Origin of the sequence: Pantoea graminicola, assembly GCF_048452665.1 — a bacterium.
Lineage (GTDB): Bacteria > Pseudomonadota > Gammaproteobacteria > Enterobacterales > Enterobacteriaceae > Pantoea.
In genome coordinates this window covers 143,622-160,812 of the sequence record NZ_JBLWSJ010000008.1, presented here as the reverse complement: position 1 = coordinate 160,812, position 17,191 = coordinate 143,622, and the positions used below count along the sequence as shown (strand labels likewise).

Sequence of the window (17,191 nt, the reverse complement as noted above, 5' to 3'; positions counted from 1 at the left end):
AGGCAGCCATGACTGAACAAACCTTCCTGGTGGAGATCGGCACCGAAGAGCTGCCACCAAAAGCCCTGCGCAGCCTGGCAGAAGCCTTTGCCGCACAGGTGACCGCTGAACTGGATGCAGCCAACCTGAGCCACGGCGAGGTCAGCTGGTTTGCTGCACCGCGTCGTCTGGCGCTGAAAGTCGCAAACCTGAGCGCCGCACAGCCCGATCGGGAAGTGGAGAAGCGCGGCCCGGCCGTCGCGGCTGCCTTTGACGCCGACGGTAACGCTACCAAAGCGGCCGAAGGCTGGGCACGCGGAAACGGCATCACTGTTGATCAGGCCGAACGCCTCGCCACCGATAAAGGCGAATGGCTGGTTTATCGCGCTCAGGTCAAAGGCGAAGCGGCTCAGGCGCTGCTGCCGGCAATGATCGCGACCGCACTCAGCAAGCTGCCGGTGCCAAAACTGATGCGCTGGGGCGACAGCGATGTGCAGTTTGTCCGTCCGGTGCATACCGTCGTGATGCTGCTGGGTGATGCGCTGATCCCGGGCACCATTCTGGGCATTGAGTCCGGACGTCACATTCGCGGTCACCGCTTTATGGGCGAAAACGACATCATCCTTGAACACGCCGATCACTATCCTGACGTGCTGGAAAAACGCGGTAAAGTGATCGCCGATTATCAGACCCGTAAAGCGATGATCAAAGCCGATGCTGAAGCTGCGGCGCGTCGTCTGGGTGGCAACGCCGACATCAGCGACAGCCTGCTGGAAGAGGTGACATCGCTGGTGGAGTGGCCGGTCGTCCTGACCGCGACCTTTGAAGAGAAATTCCTCAAGGTGCCTGCGGAAGCGTTGGTCTACACCATGAAAGGCGACCAGAAATATTTCCCGGTGTATGACAATGACGGCAACCTGCTGCCGAATTTCATTTTCGTCACCAATATCGAGTCCAGCGATCCGCGCCAGATTATTTCTGGCAACGAGAAAGTGGTGCGTCCCCGCCTGGCCGATGCCGAGTTCTTCTTTAATACCGACCGCAAAAAGCGCCTGGAAGATCATCTGCCCCGTCTGGAGACGGTGCTGTTCCAGAAAGAGCTGGGCACGCTGCGCGATAAAACCGATCGCATTCAGGCTCTGGCGGGCTGGATTGCCGGTGAGATTGGCGCAGATGTGAATCACGCTACCCGCGCGGGCCTGCTGTCGAAGTGTGACCTGATGACCAACATGGTCTTCGAGTTCACCGACACCCAGGGTGTGATGGGCATGCACTACGCGCGCCACGACGGCGAAGCCGAAGATGTGGCGGTGGCGCTGAACGAGCAGTATCAGCCGCGCTTTGCGGGTGACGATCTGCCCTCCAGCCCGGTCGCCTGTGCGCTGGCGATTGCCGATAAAATGGATACGCTTGCCGGTATTTTCGGCATCGGCCAGCATCCAAAAGGCGACAAAGATCCGTTTGCACTGCGTCGTGCGGCGCTGGGCGTCCTGCGCATCATCGTTGAGAAGAACCTGCCGCTCGACCTGCAGACGCTGACTGAACAGGCGGTGCGTCTCTATGGCAGCAAGCTGAGCAATGCCCGCGTCGTCGACGATGTGATCGACTTTATGCTGGGCCGCTTCCGCGCCTGGTATCAGGAAGAGGGACACAGCATCGATACGCTGCAGGCCGTGCTGGCGCGTCGTCCGACTCGTCCGGCGGACTTTGATGCCCGTATGAAAGCGGTGTCACACTTCCGTACGCTGGAGGCTGCGGCCGCACTGGCGGCAGCGAACAAGCGCGTCTCTAACATCCTGGCGAAATCGACCGAAACGCTAAACGACAGCGTGCAGGCGTCGCTGCTGAAAGAGAACGAAGAGATCCAGCTGGCGACCTTTGTGACCGCGCTGAGCAGCAAGCTGCAGCCCTACTTCGCGGAAGGCCGCTATCAGGATGCGCTGGTCGAACTGGCCCAGTTGCGGACTGCGGTAGACAACTTCTTCGATAAGGTGATGGTCAACGCCGACGATCAGGCGGTGCGGGTCAATCGCCTGACGCTGCTGTCTAAACTGCGTGAACTGTTCCTGCAGGTCGCGGATATCTCGCTGCTGCAGTAATGTGATTAGCCGTGCGAAAAAGGGACGAGAAATCGTCCCTTTTTTTGTGGATTTCAATCCGGGCGATAAACATTCTCGCCAGCCTCTCTGTGTTCAGGGCAAAAATCCGCTCAGTCGCTTTGCGCGCGGCTGAAAATGGTTAAATCAGCAACTTAACTGAATCTTATGGCGCATTTAGCCTGAAAATTCAGTTTGCTGCTTCATCTCCTTTGCCCGTCTTCATGCCATTTTTACCCGCTATTCGCAGGTTAAGAAACCGCCTGAAAAGTAGTCTTACCCCTTGTTTTTCCTCTCTCCAGAGCGATAATCCGCCAAAAGTTACACCCGGTTACATTTAGTGAAATGGAATTTTCATGAAAAGGATTTTTTTACTGCGCAGGCCTGCGTCACTACGTCTGCCCGGCATGATGGCAGGGGCGATATCCTGCACTGCTTTACCGCTGATGGCTGCGCCACCTGTTAATCTCCCCCATGAAGAAGGTCTGACGATTGATAGCCGCGAGCAACTGCGCCAGCAGTTGCGTGAGCGCCTGCTGCAACAGCAGAATGCTCCGCAGGTGGATGAACATCTTTCGCGTCCGTATCGTCCTCTGCCAGGCTATCCGGTCAGTGAACATCCCTGCTTTGCCATTAATCAGATCGCCCTGACGGGCGAAGCAGCCAGCCGTTTTCAGTGGGCACTTGATGCTGCCGCCGACGCTAAAGGCCGCTGTCTGGGCGGGCAGGGCATCACGCTGATCATCAACAAAGTGCAGAATGCGATTCTTGCCAGAGGCTATGTCACGACCCGTGTAATGGCGCAGGAACAGGATCTGACCAAAGGAGTATTAACGCTGACGCTGCAGCCTGGCCGCATCGGACAGATTCGCTTCGAAGAACCTGTTTCCTGGCGCGGACGGCTGTGGAATGCCGTTCCGGCGTCATCGGGCGATATTTTGAATCTGCGTGATATTGAGCAGGGTCTGGAGAACTTTAAGCGGGTGCCCAGCGCCAGTGCCGACATTAAGATCGTGCCGGGCGAGCAGGAAGCGACCAGCGATCTGCAGGTCAACTGGCATGAAGGCAGACCGGTGCGGCTCAATCTGGGGCTGGATGATAGCGGCTCTGAAAGTACCGGACGCTACCTCGGTTCCGCCACGCTGGCGGTGGATGCGCCTTTTGCGCAAAACGACCTTTTTTACGCCAGCATCGGCAAAAATCTGTTTGAGCATGGGCCGTTCGGCAACCGCTCGCACACCCTGAATTACGTTTTCCCGATCGGGTACTGGGCCGTCTCCGGCAACTATAACGACTACACCTATCACCAGAACATCCCTAATGCCAATGAGGTGCTGCGCTACAGCGGTAAGAGCGACAACGCCCAGCTCACGGTCTCCCGCTTGCTCTATCGCGACCAGTCCAACAAAACCACGCTGAATATGCGCGGCTATCGCAAACACTCCACCAACGCCGTCAACAATATCGACATAGAGCAGCAAAAGCGGCGCACCGCGGGCTGGGAGCTGGGCCTGAATCAGCACAGCTATTTTGGCAGCAGCACGCTGGACGCGAATATCGCCTGGCGGCGTGGCACCGGAGCGTTTAATGCACTGCCTGCGCCGGAAGAGTCGCGTCATCAGGGCAGCGCGCGTACCGGCATACTGCTGAGCGACCTCGGCATCAACCATCCTTTCGCCCTGGGCGAGCAGCCCTGGCGGATTTACAGCAGCGTGCGTGGCCAGTGGAGTCCGAATGCCCTGACGCCACAGGAGCGCATGGCGATTGCCGGGCGTTATACGGTGCGCGGCTTCGACGGTGAACAGATGCTGTCAGGCGAAAAGGGTCTGCTGTGGCGCAACGAAATGGGCTGGAATCTTTTCTCACGCGGACATGAGCTCTATCTGGCGGCTGATTATGGCCGGGTAAGCGGGCCTGGAGCCCGGGATCTGGTCGGGCATCAGCTGGCAGGCAGTGCCATCGGCGTACGCGGCTCGCTCTGGGGCCGGTTCAGCTACGACCTGTTTGCGGGCGTGCCGCTCTATAAACCGGCGGGTTTTCATACATCAGGCGCGACGGCGGGTTTCAGCGTTAACCTGGAAATCTGACCAATAAAGCGGGCGATCCCGCTGGCTGAACTTCTGACTTTCACACGGATGTGACCCCATGAATAAACATTGCTATCGCATTATCTTCAGCCGGACCCATGGTGAGCTCCGGGTGGTGTCAGAACTTGCCCGCAGTTGCAGCATGGAACCCGGCCAGAGCCGTGGCAACGGCGCGCCGCGTCTCTGGGTCACGTTACGCCGCACGACGTGGCTGCTTGGACTGGCGCTGTGTGCCGGGCCAGCACTGGCAAACGGCATTGTGGCGGACAATAGTGCGATGCCCGGTCAGCGACCAGACGTCATCGCTACGCAGAACGGGCTGCCGCAGGTCAATATTACTGCGCCTAATCAGGCTGGTATCTCGCATAACCAGTATCAGCAGTTCGATGTCGCGCAGAACGGTGCCATCCTGAATAACTCCGCAGTGATGACCTCCACGCAACTGGCCGGAATGATTCAGGGCAACCCCAACCTCAAGCCCGGCGCAGCACCGGCGCGGGTGATCCTCAACGAAGTGAACAGCAATAATCCCAGCCAGCTTCGCGGTTATATGGAAGTGGCGGGCGGACGGGCGCAGGTGATTGTCGCTAACCCGGCGGGGATCGTCTGCAACGGATGCGGCACGATCAATGCCGGGCGCATGACGCTGACCACCGGCAAACCGCAGCTCAACGCTGACGGCAGCGTGGCGGGTTATCAGGTTGAACGTGGTGTGGTGCGCATTGAAGGCGGCGGACTCAACGGCGATCCCCGCCATGATACTGAGTATGTTGACGTCCTGGCCCGCGCGGTGGAGATCAATGCGGGCGTCTGGGCCAAAAAGGAGCTGGCGGTGGTGGCCGGTCGCAACCGCGTAAGCGCAGACGCGCAGACGGTCACACCGCTGGCTGACGACGGCAGCGCCAGACCTGAACTGGCGATCGACATGGGCCAGATGGGCGGCATGTACAGCGGCCAGATCCGCATGATTGGCACCGAAGCGGGCGTCGGCGTGCGGAATCAGAACGCTCAGGTGCAGGCGGGTAAAACGCTGGTAGTGAGCAGCGAAGGCAAACTCGTCTGGCAATCAGCGGCACAGGATGGCGTCACGCAGGCCGGAGGCGACATCAGCCTGGCGGCCAGAGATAGCGTTGATTATCAGGGCAAACTCCACAGTGGCGGTCAGCTGACGGTTCAGAGTCGGGAAGGCGGGATTACCCAGTCCGGCACCCTGGCGGCGGCAGGTGATGTGCAACTGAAGGCGGCCCGCAGCATTCAGAGCAGTGGACACCTGCTGGCAGGCAGCGACGCCAGCAGCCAGATTGTGCAGGAAGCCAGTCTGCAACTGGAGAGCCAGGATACTATTCGCGCCAGCGGCAGCCTGTTGAGCAAAAAAGAGGTCAGCGCGCGCGGACGCCGGGTCGATCTCAGTGGCGCTCAGGTTGCCGCCAGCCGCGCCTCTCTGATTGCTCAGGAAGAGGGTGTTGCTGTACGGCAGTCGGTCATCAACAGTGATGAACTGACGATTAATACCGCAGGTGATATCGACGCGCAGCAGGCACAAATCAGCGCCGGACGCTGGCAGATCGATGGACGCAGCCTGTTCAGCCAGCAGGCGGGATGGTCGCAGACCGGAAGTGGCGAAAGCCGCTTTACGTTGTCTGGCGGGCTCGACAACAGCGACGGCTCGATTGAGAGCCAGCAGCTCAATCTGCAGAGCATCTCGCTGAACAACCAGCGTGGCCGGATGGTTGCACTGGATAACGCGGCGCAGCACTGGCGGGTTGAAGGACTGCTCGACAACACCTCGGGTGAACTGGGCAGCAACGGCGATTTGGCGCTTGAGGCAGGCAGCCTGAATAACCAGAGCGGCACCGTCAAAACACAGGCGTCGCTGGCGATCACTGCCCGTGACGCGGTTAATAACAGTCAGGGTAATCTGCTGGCCGGTAATGTGCTGACGCTCAGCGCAGGCGGCGATCTGGATAATCACGCGGGTACCCTGAACGGCGGCCAGCTGTCGCTGAACGCGCAGCATCTGAACAATGTGCAGGGCGAGATCATCAGCCAGCGCGATCTGAGCCTGACAGCAAGCGGACTGGACAACACAGAGGGCAAACTGATTGCGCTGCAGGATCTGAGCCTGACGACGACACAGGGCCTGGACAACCGCGGCGGCTGGGTCGAAGCGGGTCATTATCTTTTGCTCAACAGCGGCGGATTCTGGCAAAACAGCGGTGGGACGGCGCAGGGTGGTGAGCGGGTCACGGCAACGGCAGATCAACTCAATAACGCCAGCGGCCGTTTGCAGTCTGGCGGCGATCTGGTCCTGACCAGCCGCGGCGATATCCTCAACCAGGGTGGCAAACTCACGGCGCAAAACGCCCTCGCGGTCCATGGCTCCTCCGCGACACTGTTTGATAACGATGGCGGGTCGCTGCAAAGTGGCGGCGATCTGCTGCTTCAGGGTGGTGCGCTGAGCAATCGCCAGTCAGGACAGGTGCTTAGCCAGCAGGCGCTGACGCTCAACCTGACGGGTGACTGGGACAATCAGGGCGGCACCCTGACCGGTAATGGCCGCACGCAGGCAAGCGCTGTGAATCTGTTTAATGCTCAGGGTGCCATCAATGCGCTGGACACCCTGGATATGCAGTTCACCGGTCATCTGGATAACAGCAACGGCCGCATCTTCAGCCGCTTAAGCCAGACGCTTCAGGCGCAGGAGATCGGGAATGCGCAGGGATGGATGGGCAGCCAGGCGCGCTGGACTGCCACGACTGCTGGTTTCGATAACACGGCCGGCAGCGTGCAAAGTCAGCAGCAGACTGAACTCTCAGCAAACTGGCTCAGTAACGCCAGCGGTGTATTGCAGTCGGCTTCTGGCATGGCGTTACGCGTTGCGCAGACTATCAACAACCTGGCGGGTAAAGTTTCTGCTCAGCAGCAACTAACCGTTCAGGGTCAGACCGAAGGCAGCCGTACCGGTAACATAAACAATGCGGGCGGCCAGTGGCTGGCCGGTGAGGGGCTGGCCATCACCGCTGCGCGTCTCGATAACACCCAGGGCGGTCTGCTCTACAGTCAGCGGCAGTCGCGGCTGAATCTGGCCGGGGATCTGGATAACCGGGCCGGTAACGTGCAGAGCGGCAATGCGCTTCAGCTGGATGCGCAGACGCTGAACAATGCAGGCGGCAGCATCGACAGCCAGCAACAGCTCACGCTAAACCTGCAGGGTTCGTTAGATAACAGCGTCGGCGCGGTACGCAGCAATGGTGGACAGCAGGTTAATGCCGCGACGATCGATAACCGTCAGGGCGTGTTCAGCAGCCGCGAGACGCTAAACCTGACCAGCGGACAGCTGGACAATACCGGCGGCACGCTGATCAGCCAGGGCGCGGGTCTCTACACCATCAATCTGCTCAACAACCAGCAGGGCAAAGTCCACAGCGGCGCTGCGCTGACGCTGGCGGCCGCGCAGCTGAATAACCAGGGCGGACAGCTGGTTGCCACCCAGGATTTAGTGCTGAACGCGACGACGATCGATAACAGCGCGCAGGGGGTGATGAGCAGCCAGGCGGCGGTGTCCTTGCAGGCAGATCGGCTGAGCAACCGCGACGCGGGTCTGATCCTCGGTACTACTCACACCGCCCTGACTGCCCGTGACATTGATAACAGCACCGGACGATTGCAAAGCGCCGGAACGCTTCTGCTGCGGGGCATTGCCCGGCTGGATAACCGACAGGGGCAGATGCTGGCCAATGGCGATCTCGACATCAATGGTGATCTGCCGGCCACCGATTCCCCGCTTGTCCTGCTGAATCAGGGTGGACGGCTGGAGAGTGCGGGCGCATTAAACATCCATGCACAGACCCTCGACAATCGGGGCGGTACGCTGCTGGGCCTGCAGGCTCTGACGCTGACCGCGCAACAGGACTATACCCACCAGGCAGGCGAAACCCTCAGCAGTAATGGCACGGTGACCTTCTCGCTGAGCGGAGCGTTCACGAACCTGGCCGACTGGCTGCTGCCAGGTAATCTGATACTGAATGCCACGGCTATCACTAACCCAGCAATGCTGGTAGGCAAAACGGTGCAGCTCACGGCCGGTGCGCTGCTGAACAGCGGGCGTCTTGAAGCGGACGCCCTGACGCTGAATGTCGACTCGCTGGATAACAGCGCGACCGTGATGGGCGATGAGGTCACCGTGCTGGGTCGGGTTATCGATAACCATGGCCAGCCGGCAGTCATCGCGGCCACCGAAAGCCTGACGCTGGAAGCCCGCGAGCGGCTGAGCAACAAAGATGGCGCCTTGCTTTACAGCGGCGATCGTCTGTCGCTACTCAGCAATGACCTGATTGAGAACCGGGCGAGTTTTATCGAAGCCGACGGTGATATGACACTGGAGGCGCGACGGCTCGATAATCTGCGCGAAGGACTGGTGATTGAGCGCGACGCTGAGACTAATGACTACAAGTGGCATCGATATAACTATTACTGGCGCTCTTACGGCGGAGAGACCAATACGGAACTCAGCACCATGGCGTCAACCACTCAGCAGCTGACCTTCCAGGATGAGGCGGCCGCGCAGAGTAATCCTTACGGCACGCTGCTGGCGATTGACGCTGCAGGCAAACGCGCCCAGGTCCGTGTCATGAACAATCAGGGCGTGTTGACCGATCTGTGGGTTAACTATCTGGCGCTCAACCCCAATGCCGACGGCACCTATGCCATGACGTTCTATGAAACCCGTGGGTTGCGGCAAAAGCACGTCCCAACCCCTTACCAGAACACGGTTTGGCGCGAAGCAAACAGTGGACGTATTGAGCAGTGGGATCCTGAAAAGCATATCGACATCGACAATGCGCCGTTCGTCACTGATTACAACAATTTTCGTGAACGAACTGTAACCGGCACTGTAACGCGTGATCGGCTGGTCAGTGAAGGCATCGGCGCCCGTATCCTGGCGGGTGGCAATATGATCCTGCGCATCACCGGCGCGTTACTCAATGATGCCAGCGTGATCACGGCCAACGGCAATCTGACCGTGGATGGCGGTGGCAGCGTTGATAACCGGGGCTACTCGGTCAATGAGCGCCGTCAGGAACTAATTGTCGATCATTATGACCAGAATACCCATCACTGGTATCCGACCTTCCATTCTGACCAGACCATTGCCCTGGCTACCGTTGACGGCATCATCACCGGCAACGGTAACGTCAGTATCAGCGGAGCGAACATCAGTAACACCACCGTTAATCAGGCGCAGGTTAGCCAGCTTGAGGCAGCGCTGCAGGCGGTCGACGCCGAGCGCGCGGAGTATGAACGCAACCCGCTGGCTTTCACTATGGACGGTGTCGCTCACCATGACGGCGATACAGAGCTTGAGGCGGGTGACGATGCTCGCCCGCTGTTACCGGCTGAGCTGGCGCTGACGGCGCTGCAACAGCTGGAGAAAGTCGCCACAACTATCCCCAATAACGGCCTGTTCAGCCAGCATACCGCGGCGGGCAGTCCGTTCCTGGTGGTCACTGATGAGCGCTTTACGCGTCGGGATAAATTCATCAGCAGTGATTATCTGCTCGAACGGGTGGGCTATGACCCGTCGCAGGTGCATAAACGACTGGGCGATGGTTTTTATGAGCAGCGGCTGGTGCGTGAGCAGGTCCTGAAACTGACCGGCAGGGCCTCTGTTAACGGCTTTGATGCGATGGCGCAGTACCAGGCGTTGATGAACAACGGCTCAAAAGTGGCGCAGGATTTCCATCTGGTGCCGGGCGTGGCGCTGACGCCGCAACAGATTGCAGCACTGCAGCAGGATATCGTCTGGCTGGTCAGCGAAACGGTTGATACGGCGAACGGCCCGCAGACCGTGTGGGTGCCAAAAGTTTATCTGGCACCGGCCACACTGCGCGTGACGGGCGCGGGCGCAGTAATTGGCGGCGGTAATCTGCAGCTCTCAGCGGGCAGCGTGACCAACGCAGGGAATCTCTTTGCGGACAAGGCGCTTTCCGTTGACAGCGGGCAGTTCCTGCACCTGGGCGGCGACATCAAAGCGGGCAGCATTGATGTGAAAGCGGAGACGCTGACGATCAGCACCGATCTGCAGAATGCCCTGCGGCAGGCGACGATGAGCGCTGACGATATCAGCCTCAGCGGCACCGATATCCGGCTACAGGGTGCGAAGCTCAATGCGACCGATAATCTTAGCCTGAGCGCACGCAACAACCTTGAGATCGGTACCGCGAAAAGCAGCCATAGCGGCAGCCTGAACGTTATCGCCGGGGCGATGGGCAATCGTACCAGCCGCGGCATGGAAGAGGCGGGCAAGCGCATGGCGCAGGGCAGCGGCGAGTGGCAGCAGGCGCAGGGCAGTGAGCTTAGCGCCGGTGGTAACATCCTGCTCTCTGCCGGGCGTGATCTGACGCTGACCGGCAGCCAGGCCAGCGCCTCCGGCTCAGCCCGGGTTGAGGCTGGCGGCGACATTCGCATCGGCGCTGAAACCACCACCAACACCACCCATCTTGAGGCCAATAGCCGGACTTCATCGGTCAGCAACAGCCGTCAGGAAGATCGTCTGCTGCTCAGCACCCTGAGCGGTGACCAGGGCGTGGCGGTGGTGGCGGGCAATAACCTGCAGGCCGAAGGCGCGCAGGTTGACAGTTCACAGGGCCAAATTGGCGTCAGTGCGAAGAACGTGACCATTAAGGATGCGCGTGCCAGCGTGCTTGATCAGGACAGCGAGAATAAGCGCGAGGGCAAGACCCGCAGCCATCGCGAGGAGGAAAACTCTCGTGAGAGCAGCACCGGCAGTACCTTCAGCGGGCAGCAGGGCGTAACGGTGATCGGGCGCGAGGGCGACGTTACGGTGACCGGCAGTACACTGCACAGTGAACAGGGCGCGGTCGGGCTGCAGGCGAAGCAGGACATTGTGCTGAATACTGCCACCGAACGGGAGTCGTTCTACAGCGAGGAGCGCTCAGAGAATAAAGGTCTGCTGAACAAAAGCAGCGGCCACAGCGTAACGCAGGACATTACTACCCGTGAGAACGGCAGCCTGCTGAGCGGTGAAAGCGTCACGGTCATCGCCGGGCGCGACCTGAGGGTGACCGGCTCGGCGGTTGCCGCCGAGCGGGACGTGAACCTGCGTGCCGGGCGCGACGTGGAGATCGGCGCAGCCACCGAGACCGACAGCCACTATCAGCTGGAGGAAAAGAAAAAGAGCGGTCTGCTGAGCAGCGGCGGCATCGGCTTTACAGTCGGGAAGCAGTCGACCCGCCATGAAATCGATGAGAAAGGTACCACCCAGAGCCAGAGCGTCAGCACCGTCGGCAGCAGCCAGGGCAGCGTAAACATCACGGCGGGCAACCGGCTCCACGTCGGCGGCGCGGACCTGGTGGCGGGGAAAGACCTGAACCTGACGGGCGACAGCGTGAGCATCGACCCGGGCTATGACCAGCGGACGCGCACCGAGAAGACCGAGACGAAGCAGAGCGGACTGACGCTTGCCCTGTCGGGTGCGGCGGGCAGTGCGCTCAACACGGCGGTGAGTACTGCGCAGCAGGCCAGGAAGTCGGGTGACGGGCGGGTCAGCGCGCTGCAGAATACCCAGGCGGCGCTGAACGGGGTGCAGGCGGCGCAGGCGGTTCAGATGGACGGGCTGAACACGGCCTCGGCGGATGCACACAATGCCGCCGCAGGCCGGAGTCCGGGCGATAAAGACTATGAGACGGGCGCGACCAATACCATCGGCGTCAGCGCCTCATACGGCAGCCAGTCGTCGAAAAGCGAGACGCGAACTGAGAGCAGCCGGTCGCAGGGCAGCACGCTGACGGCGGGCCGGAACCTTAACGTCACGGCAACCGGCAAAAACGGCACGGCGCAGAGCGGCGATATCAGCATTACCGGCAGCCAGCTGAAGGCGGGCGGTGATATGAGCCTGGCGGCGTCGCGGGACATCCTGCTGCAGTCGGCGCAGAACACGCAGAGCACCGACAGCAAAAACAGCAGCAGGGGCGGCAGCGTCGGGGTCGGCATCGGCGTGGGTTCAGGCGGCTACGGCATCAGCGTGTCGGCGAGCGTCAATGCGGCAAAGGGCAGCGAAAAGGGCAACGGGCTGACGCACAGCGAAACCACGCTGGACGCGGGCAGCCAGCTCAGCCTGACCAGCGGGCGCGACACCACGCTCACGGGCGCGCAGGCAAATGGTGAAAGTGTGAAGGTGGACGCGGGCCGCAACCTGACGCTGACCTCAGAGCAGGACAGCGACCGCTACGACAGTAAGCAGCAGAGCGCCAGCGCGGGCGGCAGCTTCACGTTCGGCTCGATGACCGGGTCGGCGAACGTGAACGTGAGCCGGGATAAGATGCACAGCAACTGGCAGAGCGTGGCGGAGCAGACCGGGATTTTTGCGGGCAGGGGCGGCTTTGACGTGACGGCTGGTGAACACACGCAGCTGAACGGTGCGGTTATCGCGAGTACGGCAGATGCCAGCCTGAACAGGCTCGACACCGGCACGCTGGGCTTTGGCGACATAGAGAACCACGCGGACTACAAAACCGAACACCAGAGCGCGGGGATGAGCACCGGCGGCAGCATCGGCAGCCAGTTTGAGGGCAACATGGCGAACGGGATGCTGGCGGGGCTGAACGACAGCGGCAGCGCGGAAAGCACCACGAGGTCGGCGGTGAGCGAGGGCACTATTGTTATCCGCGACTCATCGAAGCAGAAGCAGGACGTTGCAGATTTAAGCCATGACGTGGCGAACGCGAACCCGGGTCTGGAGGTTATCTTTGATAAAGAGAAGGAGCAGAACCGGCTGAAGGCGGCGCAGCTCATCGGGAAAATCGGCGCGCAGGCGGGGGATATCGCCCGGACGCAGGGCGAGATAATCGCGACGAAGGCCGCAAACGATAAGATGTCCGGGACCACGCAGGCCGACCGCGACAGGGCGCTGGCAGAGCTGAAAGCGAAGGATCCGACGAAGCAGTACAGCGAAAGTGACGTTAATAACCAGGTATACAGCAACCTTTATAAGCAGGCGTTTGCGGAGACCGGGTTCGGAACGGGCGGTAAGGTGCAGCGTGCCATCAGCGCGGTGACGGCAGCGGTACAGGGGCTGTCGGGCGGTAGCGTGGCGCAGGCCATAAGCGGCGCGGCCGCGCCATACCTGGCGACGGAGATACACAGGCTGACGGAAGGCAACCCGGAAGCAAACCTGATGGCCCATGCGGTTGTTGGTGCAGTAGTGGCGCAGGCATCAGGTAACTCAGCACTAACCGGAGCGGCAGGTGCAGCAACCGCGTCCGTCGCAACTTCCGTAATAGCGAAAACGTTGTATGGCACGGATGATTACAGCAGGCTGAATGAAACGCAGAAGCAGACCATATCAGCTCTGAGCACGCTGGCAGGCGGGCTGGCAGTCGGACTTACCGCAGATAGTGCGGCTTCAGCCGTGGCAGGTGCGCAGGCAGGAAAGAACACGTCCGAGAATAACGACATGTTCAGTCTGCCGTCAGGGCTGAACAGCTACGGTGGCGCAGCCTCAACGCTGGGAATGTCAATGGCAGAAGCAGGAGCGATAACAGAAGAGATCAACGCTGCACTGAGTAAGAATGCGAAAGGTGATCTGCCAGAAGGCGCAAATATCACCAAAGTCATCGTTGACGGTTATAAAGATGGTGTGTTGATTGCCGGTGCAGGTTATATAGGGCCAGCAGCGAGCATTGGGAAGGTTGTGGCGGGCGCAACGATAGCGGAAATAGCAAATGGCACCTATCAGTGGATTGATATAAACAGTGAAAAGAATCAGAGCCTGCCTGAAAATCAGCAAAAGACATGGGATTACTGGGGAAGTGCTTCTGCGGCTGTAACTGGTGCGTTAGCACCAGGCCGTAACGTCTGGCAGAATGTTGGGATAGCGGCAGGTGGTGCAGTGTTTACTGATGGAGCTGATACTGGATCGATTGGTATCGCAGCAGGTGGCGCTGGACTGGGCTGGGGATTTGGTGAATATGCACCAGGGGTAGTTAGTTCAATAACAGGAAAGGAAGCTCCTGGATTCATATTTGATGCTATCGGCTCACTTGGGACAGAATTTTTAGGTGGATATACAAAAGATCTCTTGAATACACCGGCTCCGCAAAAGTCCTCTGAATCTGAAAAAGGAAATGAGGGTGGAAAATGATCGCCTATATCAAGCTTGTAATTTATTCTTGTGTTTTTTGTATACTGGTCTGTTTTATTTTAGGAGCTGGTGCATCGTTCATTGTATATATTAAGAATGGATATTTCTTGATACCTGATGGACAGATTAAGAGAGCTATTATTTTTGGTTGTATTGCAGGAACAGCGATTACATTAGCCTCAATAGTTTTTAATCTGATAGATAAGTACAAATCGCGTAAAACTCCCCCATCAGATCCTGAATAATCTTCTGAAGTCCCGGCCGTTGCGCCGGGATTTTTGCTTTAAGCCCTGAATCCTCTCGCTTACCTCCGCTGCAACCGAATCACGCCGGGCGCAGCGGTAATCTCGAGCTGTCCCGCCTCAGTAATACCGAAACCGGTCAGCCAGCTGCCGCCGATAATCACCCCGCCGTTCTCCCGCACCCAGTCCGCGCCCAAATCCTGCCACTGCTGGCTGGCTTCGCAGAGTTCTTTCCACTCCGCTTCATCGGTCACGGTGGTCACTGTCAGCGCGTTATCCCGCAGCATCAGCCGGATTGGTGTGTCGGTGGTAAATCCGGGTGCCGCCAGCTTGCCGCCAGCGATAGTCAGTTCCGGGATGGGTTCCTGAATAAAAGTGATGTTCATACGTTCTCCTCCATGATGTGCATGATGCGGATAATCAGCTGACCCTGTTTGGCAATGATGCTGACCGGCTGTCCTTTAATAAATCCCCACTGTTCCAGCCATCGCCCTTTGATGGTCAGTTGAGGCAAGGGATTTGGTCTGCCGCCGTTGGGGCGATATCCGACGATGCTTTTGCGTGCTTGGGATGTGACGGGTTCTGACGTAGAATCTGTTCCAGCCATAATTAACTCCTATCCAGTTAGTTGTGGTCAGCGGGCTGCTGGTGTTCCACCACCTTCAGCCCGCGCTAATAATCTCTCGTTACGCGCTTCCTTTACTGTTTTCTCCTGTTCAAATATACACCGTCTGCTTTGTAAACTCGCTGAAAGCTTCGGAATAGATTGCGAGGCATCTCTGAAAAACGGATTTTTTTCGATGGATAATACTATCTCCAAAAGCGTTTTTCCCGCTGCTATGAACGAAATAAGCATGCAGTTAATAAAGATCATGGTTTCCCAATTTTTTAATTAATTCTCTTTAATTAAATAATTAATCACAATTCAGCATTGGTTATCTGTAAGTTAAATTCTTATATATGGCAACCTGAATTGCCATATCGTAACGTATGATGCAGTAAAGTGTATTTGGTTAAAAGTTGATAGGTATCTATATCAAAATCCCAACCAGCGATGTTAGATGAATGATAATTCTATGAAATAAAAAAGGGTTATTATATGGTCTAAGCGTTTTCGGGTGTTGTAGAATTACACGCTTATTGGAAATTTTATATATACATAAATAGCTGCTCATTTATGATGTTTGGGTATCATGAAAATGATGTACTCAGGAAGCAGGAGGGGCGAAATGAATAAGGATGTGAGGATCACGGTATCAACGGGATCATTCAAAAAAATACGCGAGTGGAACCGAAGAAAAAATTACTATCTCAAAAAGGTGAAGCTCGAAGCAAGAATCTCAATTGCAAAGCTTCTGTGGGATAAACGTGCAAAAGTATCCTTTAATCCTGACTCTGTGAAAACCATATTGCTTGTTCGCAATGAAGGCAAAGTGGGTGATATCATCGTTTCGACCCCACTCATCAGGTCGCTTCATCAGGCTGGCTATGCAGTTGATTTGCTGGTAACTGAAGCCTGTTACGACGTAATAAAATACAACCCTTTTATCAGGCATATTTATAAAGCGAGAAATTGCACTTATAACCATTACCTGAAGTCTTTGAATCATACCGTTTCAAAGGCAACGATAAAGATGCTAAATAGAAATAAATATGATCTGATTATCGACCCTTCTTTATCCGAAATGCCGGTGCATCGGATGAAACTGTTTAATGATATCAATGCGAGGTTCGTTATTGGGTTAAATAAAAAACCTGATATCGGCCATTACACCGTTTCAGTTCGTTTTAAAAATAAAAAGCAGCACGTTACAGAATTACTGTCTTTGTTCAGCAAAATTGTTGGTGTTAAAGATAAAGGCAGCGCCGATTATAGTTTGTATTTTCCTGATGGTGTGCTTGATGAGGTAAAATTTTTTCTTGATCCCTGGAAAAACAAAAAAAGATTATTGTTAATGCCTTTGCAGGTACGCCAGAAAGGAATTTCTCACAACAGCAATTGCTGGAGCTTGTTCATCTCGTTAGTAATAAAGGCAAACAAATAAAGTTAATTATTCTGGATCATCGTAACGAATTACTGGTACCGCTTCCTGATGGTGTTGTAAAAAACCCCTTTTGTACGTTGCATCATGTGATGGCATTAATTAAAGAATCGGATGTGGTCATAACACCTGATACTTCGATAGTACATATCTCTGCTGCGTGGAAAAAACCACTCATCGCCGTTTATAAAAATTTACCTGATAATAATATGTGGGCACCAGGGTATGAAAACGCAAGCCGCATTATTGTTCATGATGATAAAACATGCGAGGCTGATAATGTTCCTGAGCGTATTGTTAACGAGATTGTCCGCAGGAATTTATTAAGCAGGCATGAGATGAAATCACCGGAATCCGTATCGGTGATCGCGTTGAAAGAACCTGTTTGTTCGCACGGTTATCAGGCTCCCGACCACTGTATCGGTTCCTGCGATCAGCTCTGTTGCTGACCAGCAGATAAAGCGTCCTACTGTGCCAGACACCATTACCCCATTATAAAAGTTAGTTGCTTAAAATAAATTTTATTTAAAAATTTTTAACTAAAAAATAATTTAACAGTCCGATTGTCAAAGGAAGGATCAAA

The 17,191-nt window shown here is 56.9% G+C and carries 9 protein-coding genes; 6 read left to right on the top strand and 3 right to left on the bottom strand.

The genetic code is table 11. The features are described 5' to 3' along the window. The first annotated feature begins 8 nt into the window (after window positions 1-8). The 4 genes from glyS to ACNY69_RS17670 all read left to right on the top strand — a co-directional run bounded on the left by glyS (window position 9) and on the right by ACNY69_RS17670 (window position 14,569). Window positions 9-2,078 carry a glycine--tRNA ligase subunit beta gene (gene glyS, locus ACNY69_RS17685; protein ID WP_111141587.1) on the top strand — a complete coding sequence of 690 codons (2,070 nt, stop codon included), beginning with the start codon at window positions 9-11 and terminating at the stop codon, window positions 2,076-2,078. Between the two features lie 353 nt (window positions 2,079-2,431). After that, complete coding sequence (locus ACNY69_RS17680; RefSeq protein WP_418799374.1) at window positions 2,432-4,162, top strand: ShlB/FhaC/HecB family hemolysin secretion/activation protein; 1,731 nt, start codon at window positions 2,432-2,434, stop codon at window positions 4,160-4,162. A 58-nt stretch (window positions 4,163-4,220) separates the two neighbouring features. After that, window positions 4,221-14,324 carry a hemagglutinin repeat-containing protein gene (locus tag ACNY69_RS17675; RefSeq protein WP_418799372.1) on the top strand — a complete coding sequence of 3,368 codons (10,104 nt, stop codon included), beginning with the start codon at window positions 4,221-4,223 and terminating at the stop codon, window positions 14,322-14,324. Beyond that, a complete protein-coding gene (locus ACNY69_RS17670) occupies window positions 14,321-14,569 on the top strand; it encodes a hypothetical protein (protein ID WP_288477248.1) in 249 nt (82 codons plus the stop codon). Before ACNY69_RS17675 ends, ACNY69_RS17670 begins: the two co-directional genes overlap by 4 nt. Window positions 14,570-14,628: 59 nt before the next feature. On the opposite strand, the gene ACNY69_RS17665 is transcribed toward ACNY69_RS17670, so the two are convergent. Genes ACNY69_RS17665 through ACNY69_RS17655 form a run of 3 tightly spaced genes read right to left on the bottom strand, consistent with a single transcriptional unit; the run spans window position 14,629 to window position 15,440 of the window. Beyond that, on the bottom strand, window positions 14,629-14,952 hold the full coding sequence (locus tag ACNY69_RS17665; protein WP_367395959.1) for a SymE family type I addiction module toxin: 324 nt from the start codon (window positions 14,950-14,952) through the stop codon (window positions 14,629-14,631). Continuing rightward, on the bottom strand, window positions 14,949-15,173 hold the full coding sequence (locus tag ACNY69_RS17660; protein WP_293770711.1) for a SymE family type I addiction module toxin: 225 nt from the start codon (window positions 15,171-15,173) through the stop codon (window positions 14,949-14,951). Before ACNY69_RS17660 ends, ACNY69_RS17665 begins: the two co-directional genes overlap by 4 nt. Before the next feature lie 27 nt (window positions 15,174-15,200). Beyond that, complete coding sequence (locus ACNY69_RS17655; RefSeq protein WP_293770709.1) at window positions 15,201-15,440, bottom strand: hypothetical protein; 240 nt, start codon at window positions 15,438-15,440, stop codon at window positions 15,201-15,203. A 355-nt stretch (window positions 15,441-15,795) separates the two neighbouring features. Here ACNY69_RS17655 and ACNY69_RS17650 point away from each other — a divergent pair, with 355 nt between their 5' ends. Both ACNY69_RS17650 and ACNY69_RS17645 read left to right on the top strand, forming a co-directional pair. After that, window positions 15,796-16,611, top strand: a complete 816-nt coding sequence (locus tag ACNY69_RS17650; RefSeq protein WP_418799370.1) for a glycosyltransferase family 9 protein — start codon at window positions 15,796-15,798, stop codon at window positions 16,609-16,611. Continuing rightward, window positions 16,566-17,057 carry a glycosyltransferase family 9 protein gene (locus ACNY69_RS17645; protein ID WP_418799368.1) on the top strand — a complete coding sequence of 164 codons (492 nt, stop codon included), beginning with the start codon at window positions 16,566-16,568 and terminating at the stop codon, window positions 17,055-17,057. The genes ACNY69_RS17650 and ACNY69_RS17645 overlap by 46 nt, the downstream gene beginning before the upstream one ends. Window positions 17,058-17,191 lie beyond the last annotated feature (134 nt).

What these genes read in the sequence shown, in the direction of transcription:
- glyS (WP_111141587.1), top strand. Translation starts at nt 9, where the DNA reads ATGACTGAACAAACCTTCCTGGTGGAGATCGGCACCGAAGAGCTGCCA.
- ACNY69_RS17680 (WP_418799374.1), top strand. Translation starts at nt 2,432, where the DNA reads ATGAAAAGGATTTTTTTACTGCGCAGGCCTGCGTCACTACGTCTGCCC.
- ACNY69_RS17675 (WP_418799372.1), top strand. Translation starts at nt 4,221, where the DNA reads ATGAATAAACATTGCTATCGCATTATCTTCAGCCGGACCCATGGTGAG.
- ACNY69_RS17670 (WP_288477248.1), top strand. Translation starts at nt 14,321, where the DNA reads ATGATCGCCTATATCAAGCTTGTAATTTATTCTTGTGTTTTTTGTATA.
- ACNY69_RS17665 (WP_367395959.1), bottom strand. Translation starts at nt 14,952, where the DNA reads ATGAACATCACTTTTATTCAGGAACCCATCCCGGAACTGACTATCGCT.
- ACNY69_RS17660 (WP_293770711.1), bottom strand. Translation starts at nt 15,173, where the DNA reads ATGGCTGGAACAGATTCTACGTCAGAACCCGTCACATCCCAAGCACGC.
- ACNY69_RS17655 (WP_293770709.1), bottom strand. Translation starts at nt 15,440, where the DNA reads ATGATCTTTATTAACTGCATGCTTATTTCGTTCATAGCAGCGGGAAAA.
- ACNY69_RS17650 (WP_418799370.1), top strand. Translation starts at nt 15,796, where the DNA reads ATGAATAAGGATGTGAGGATCACGGTATCAACGGGATCATTCAAAAAA.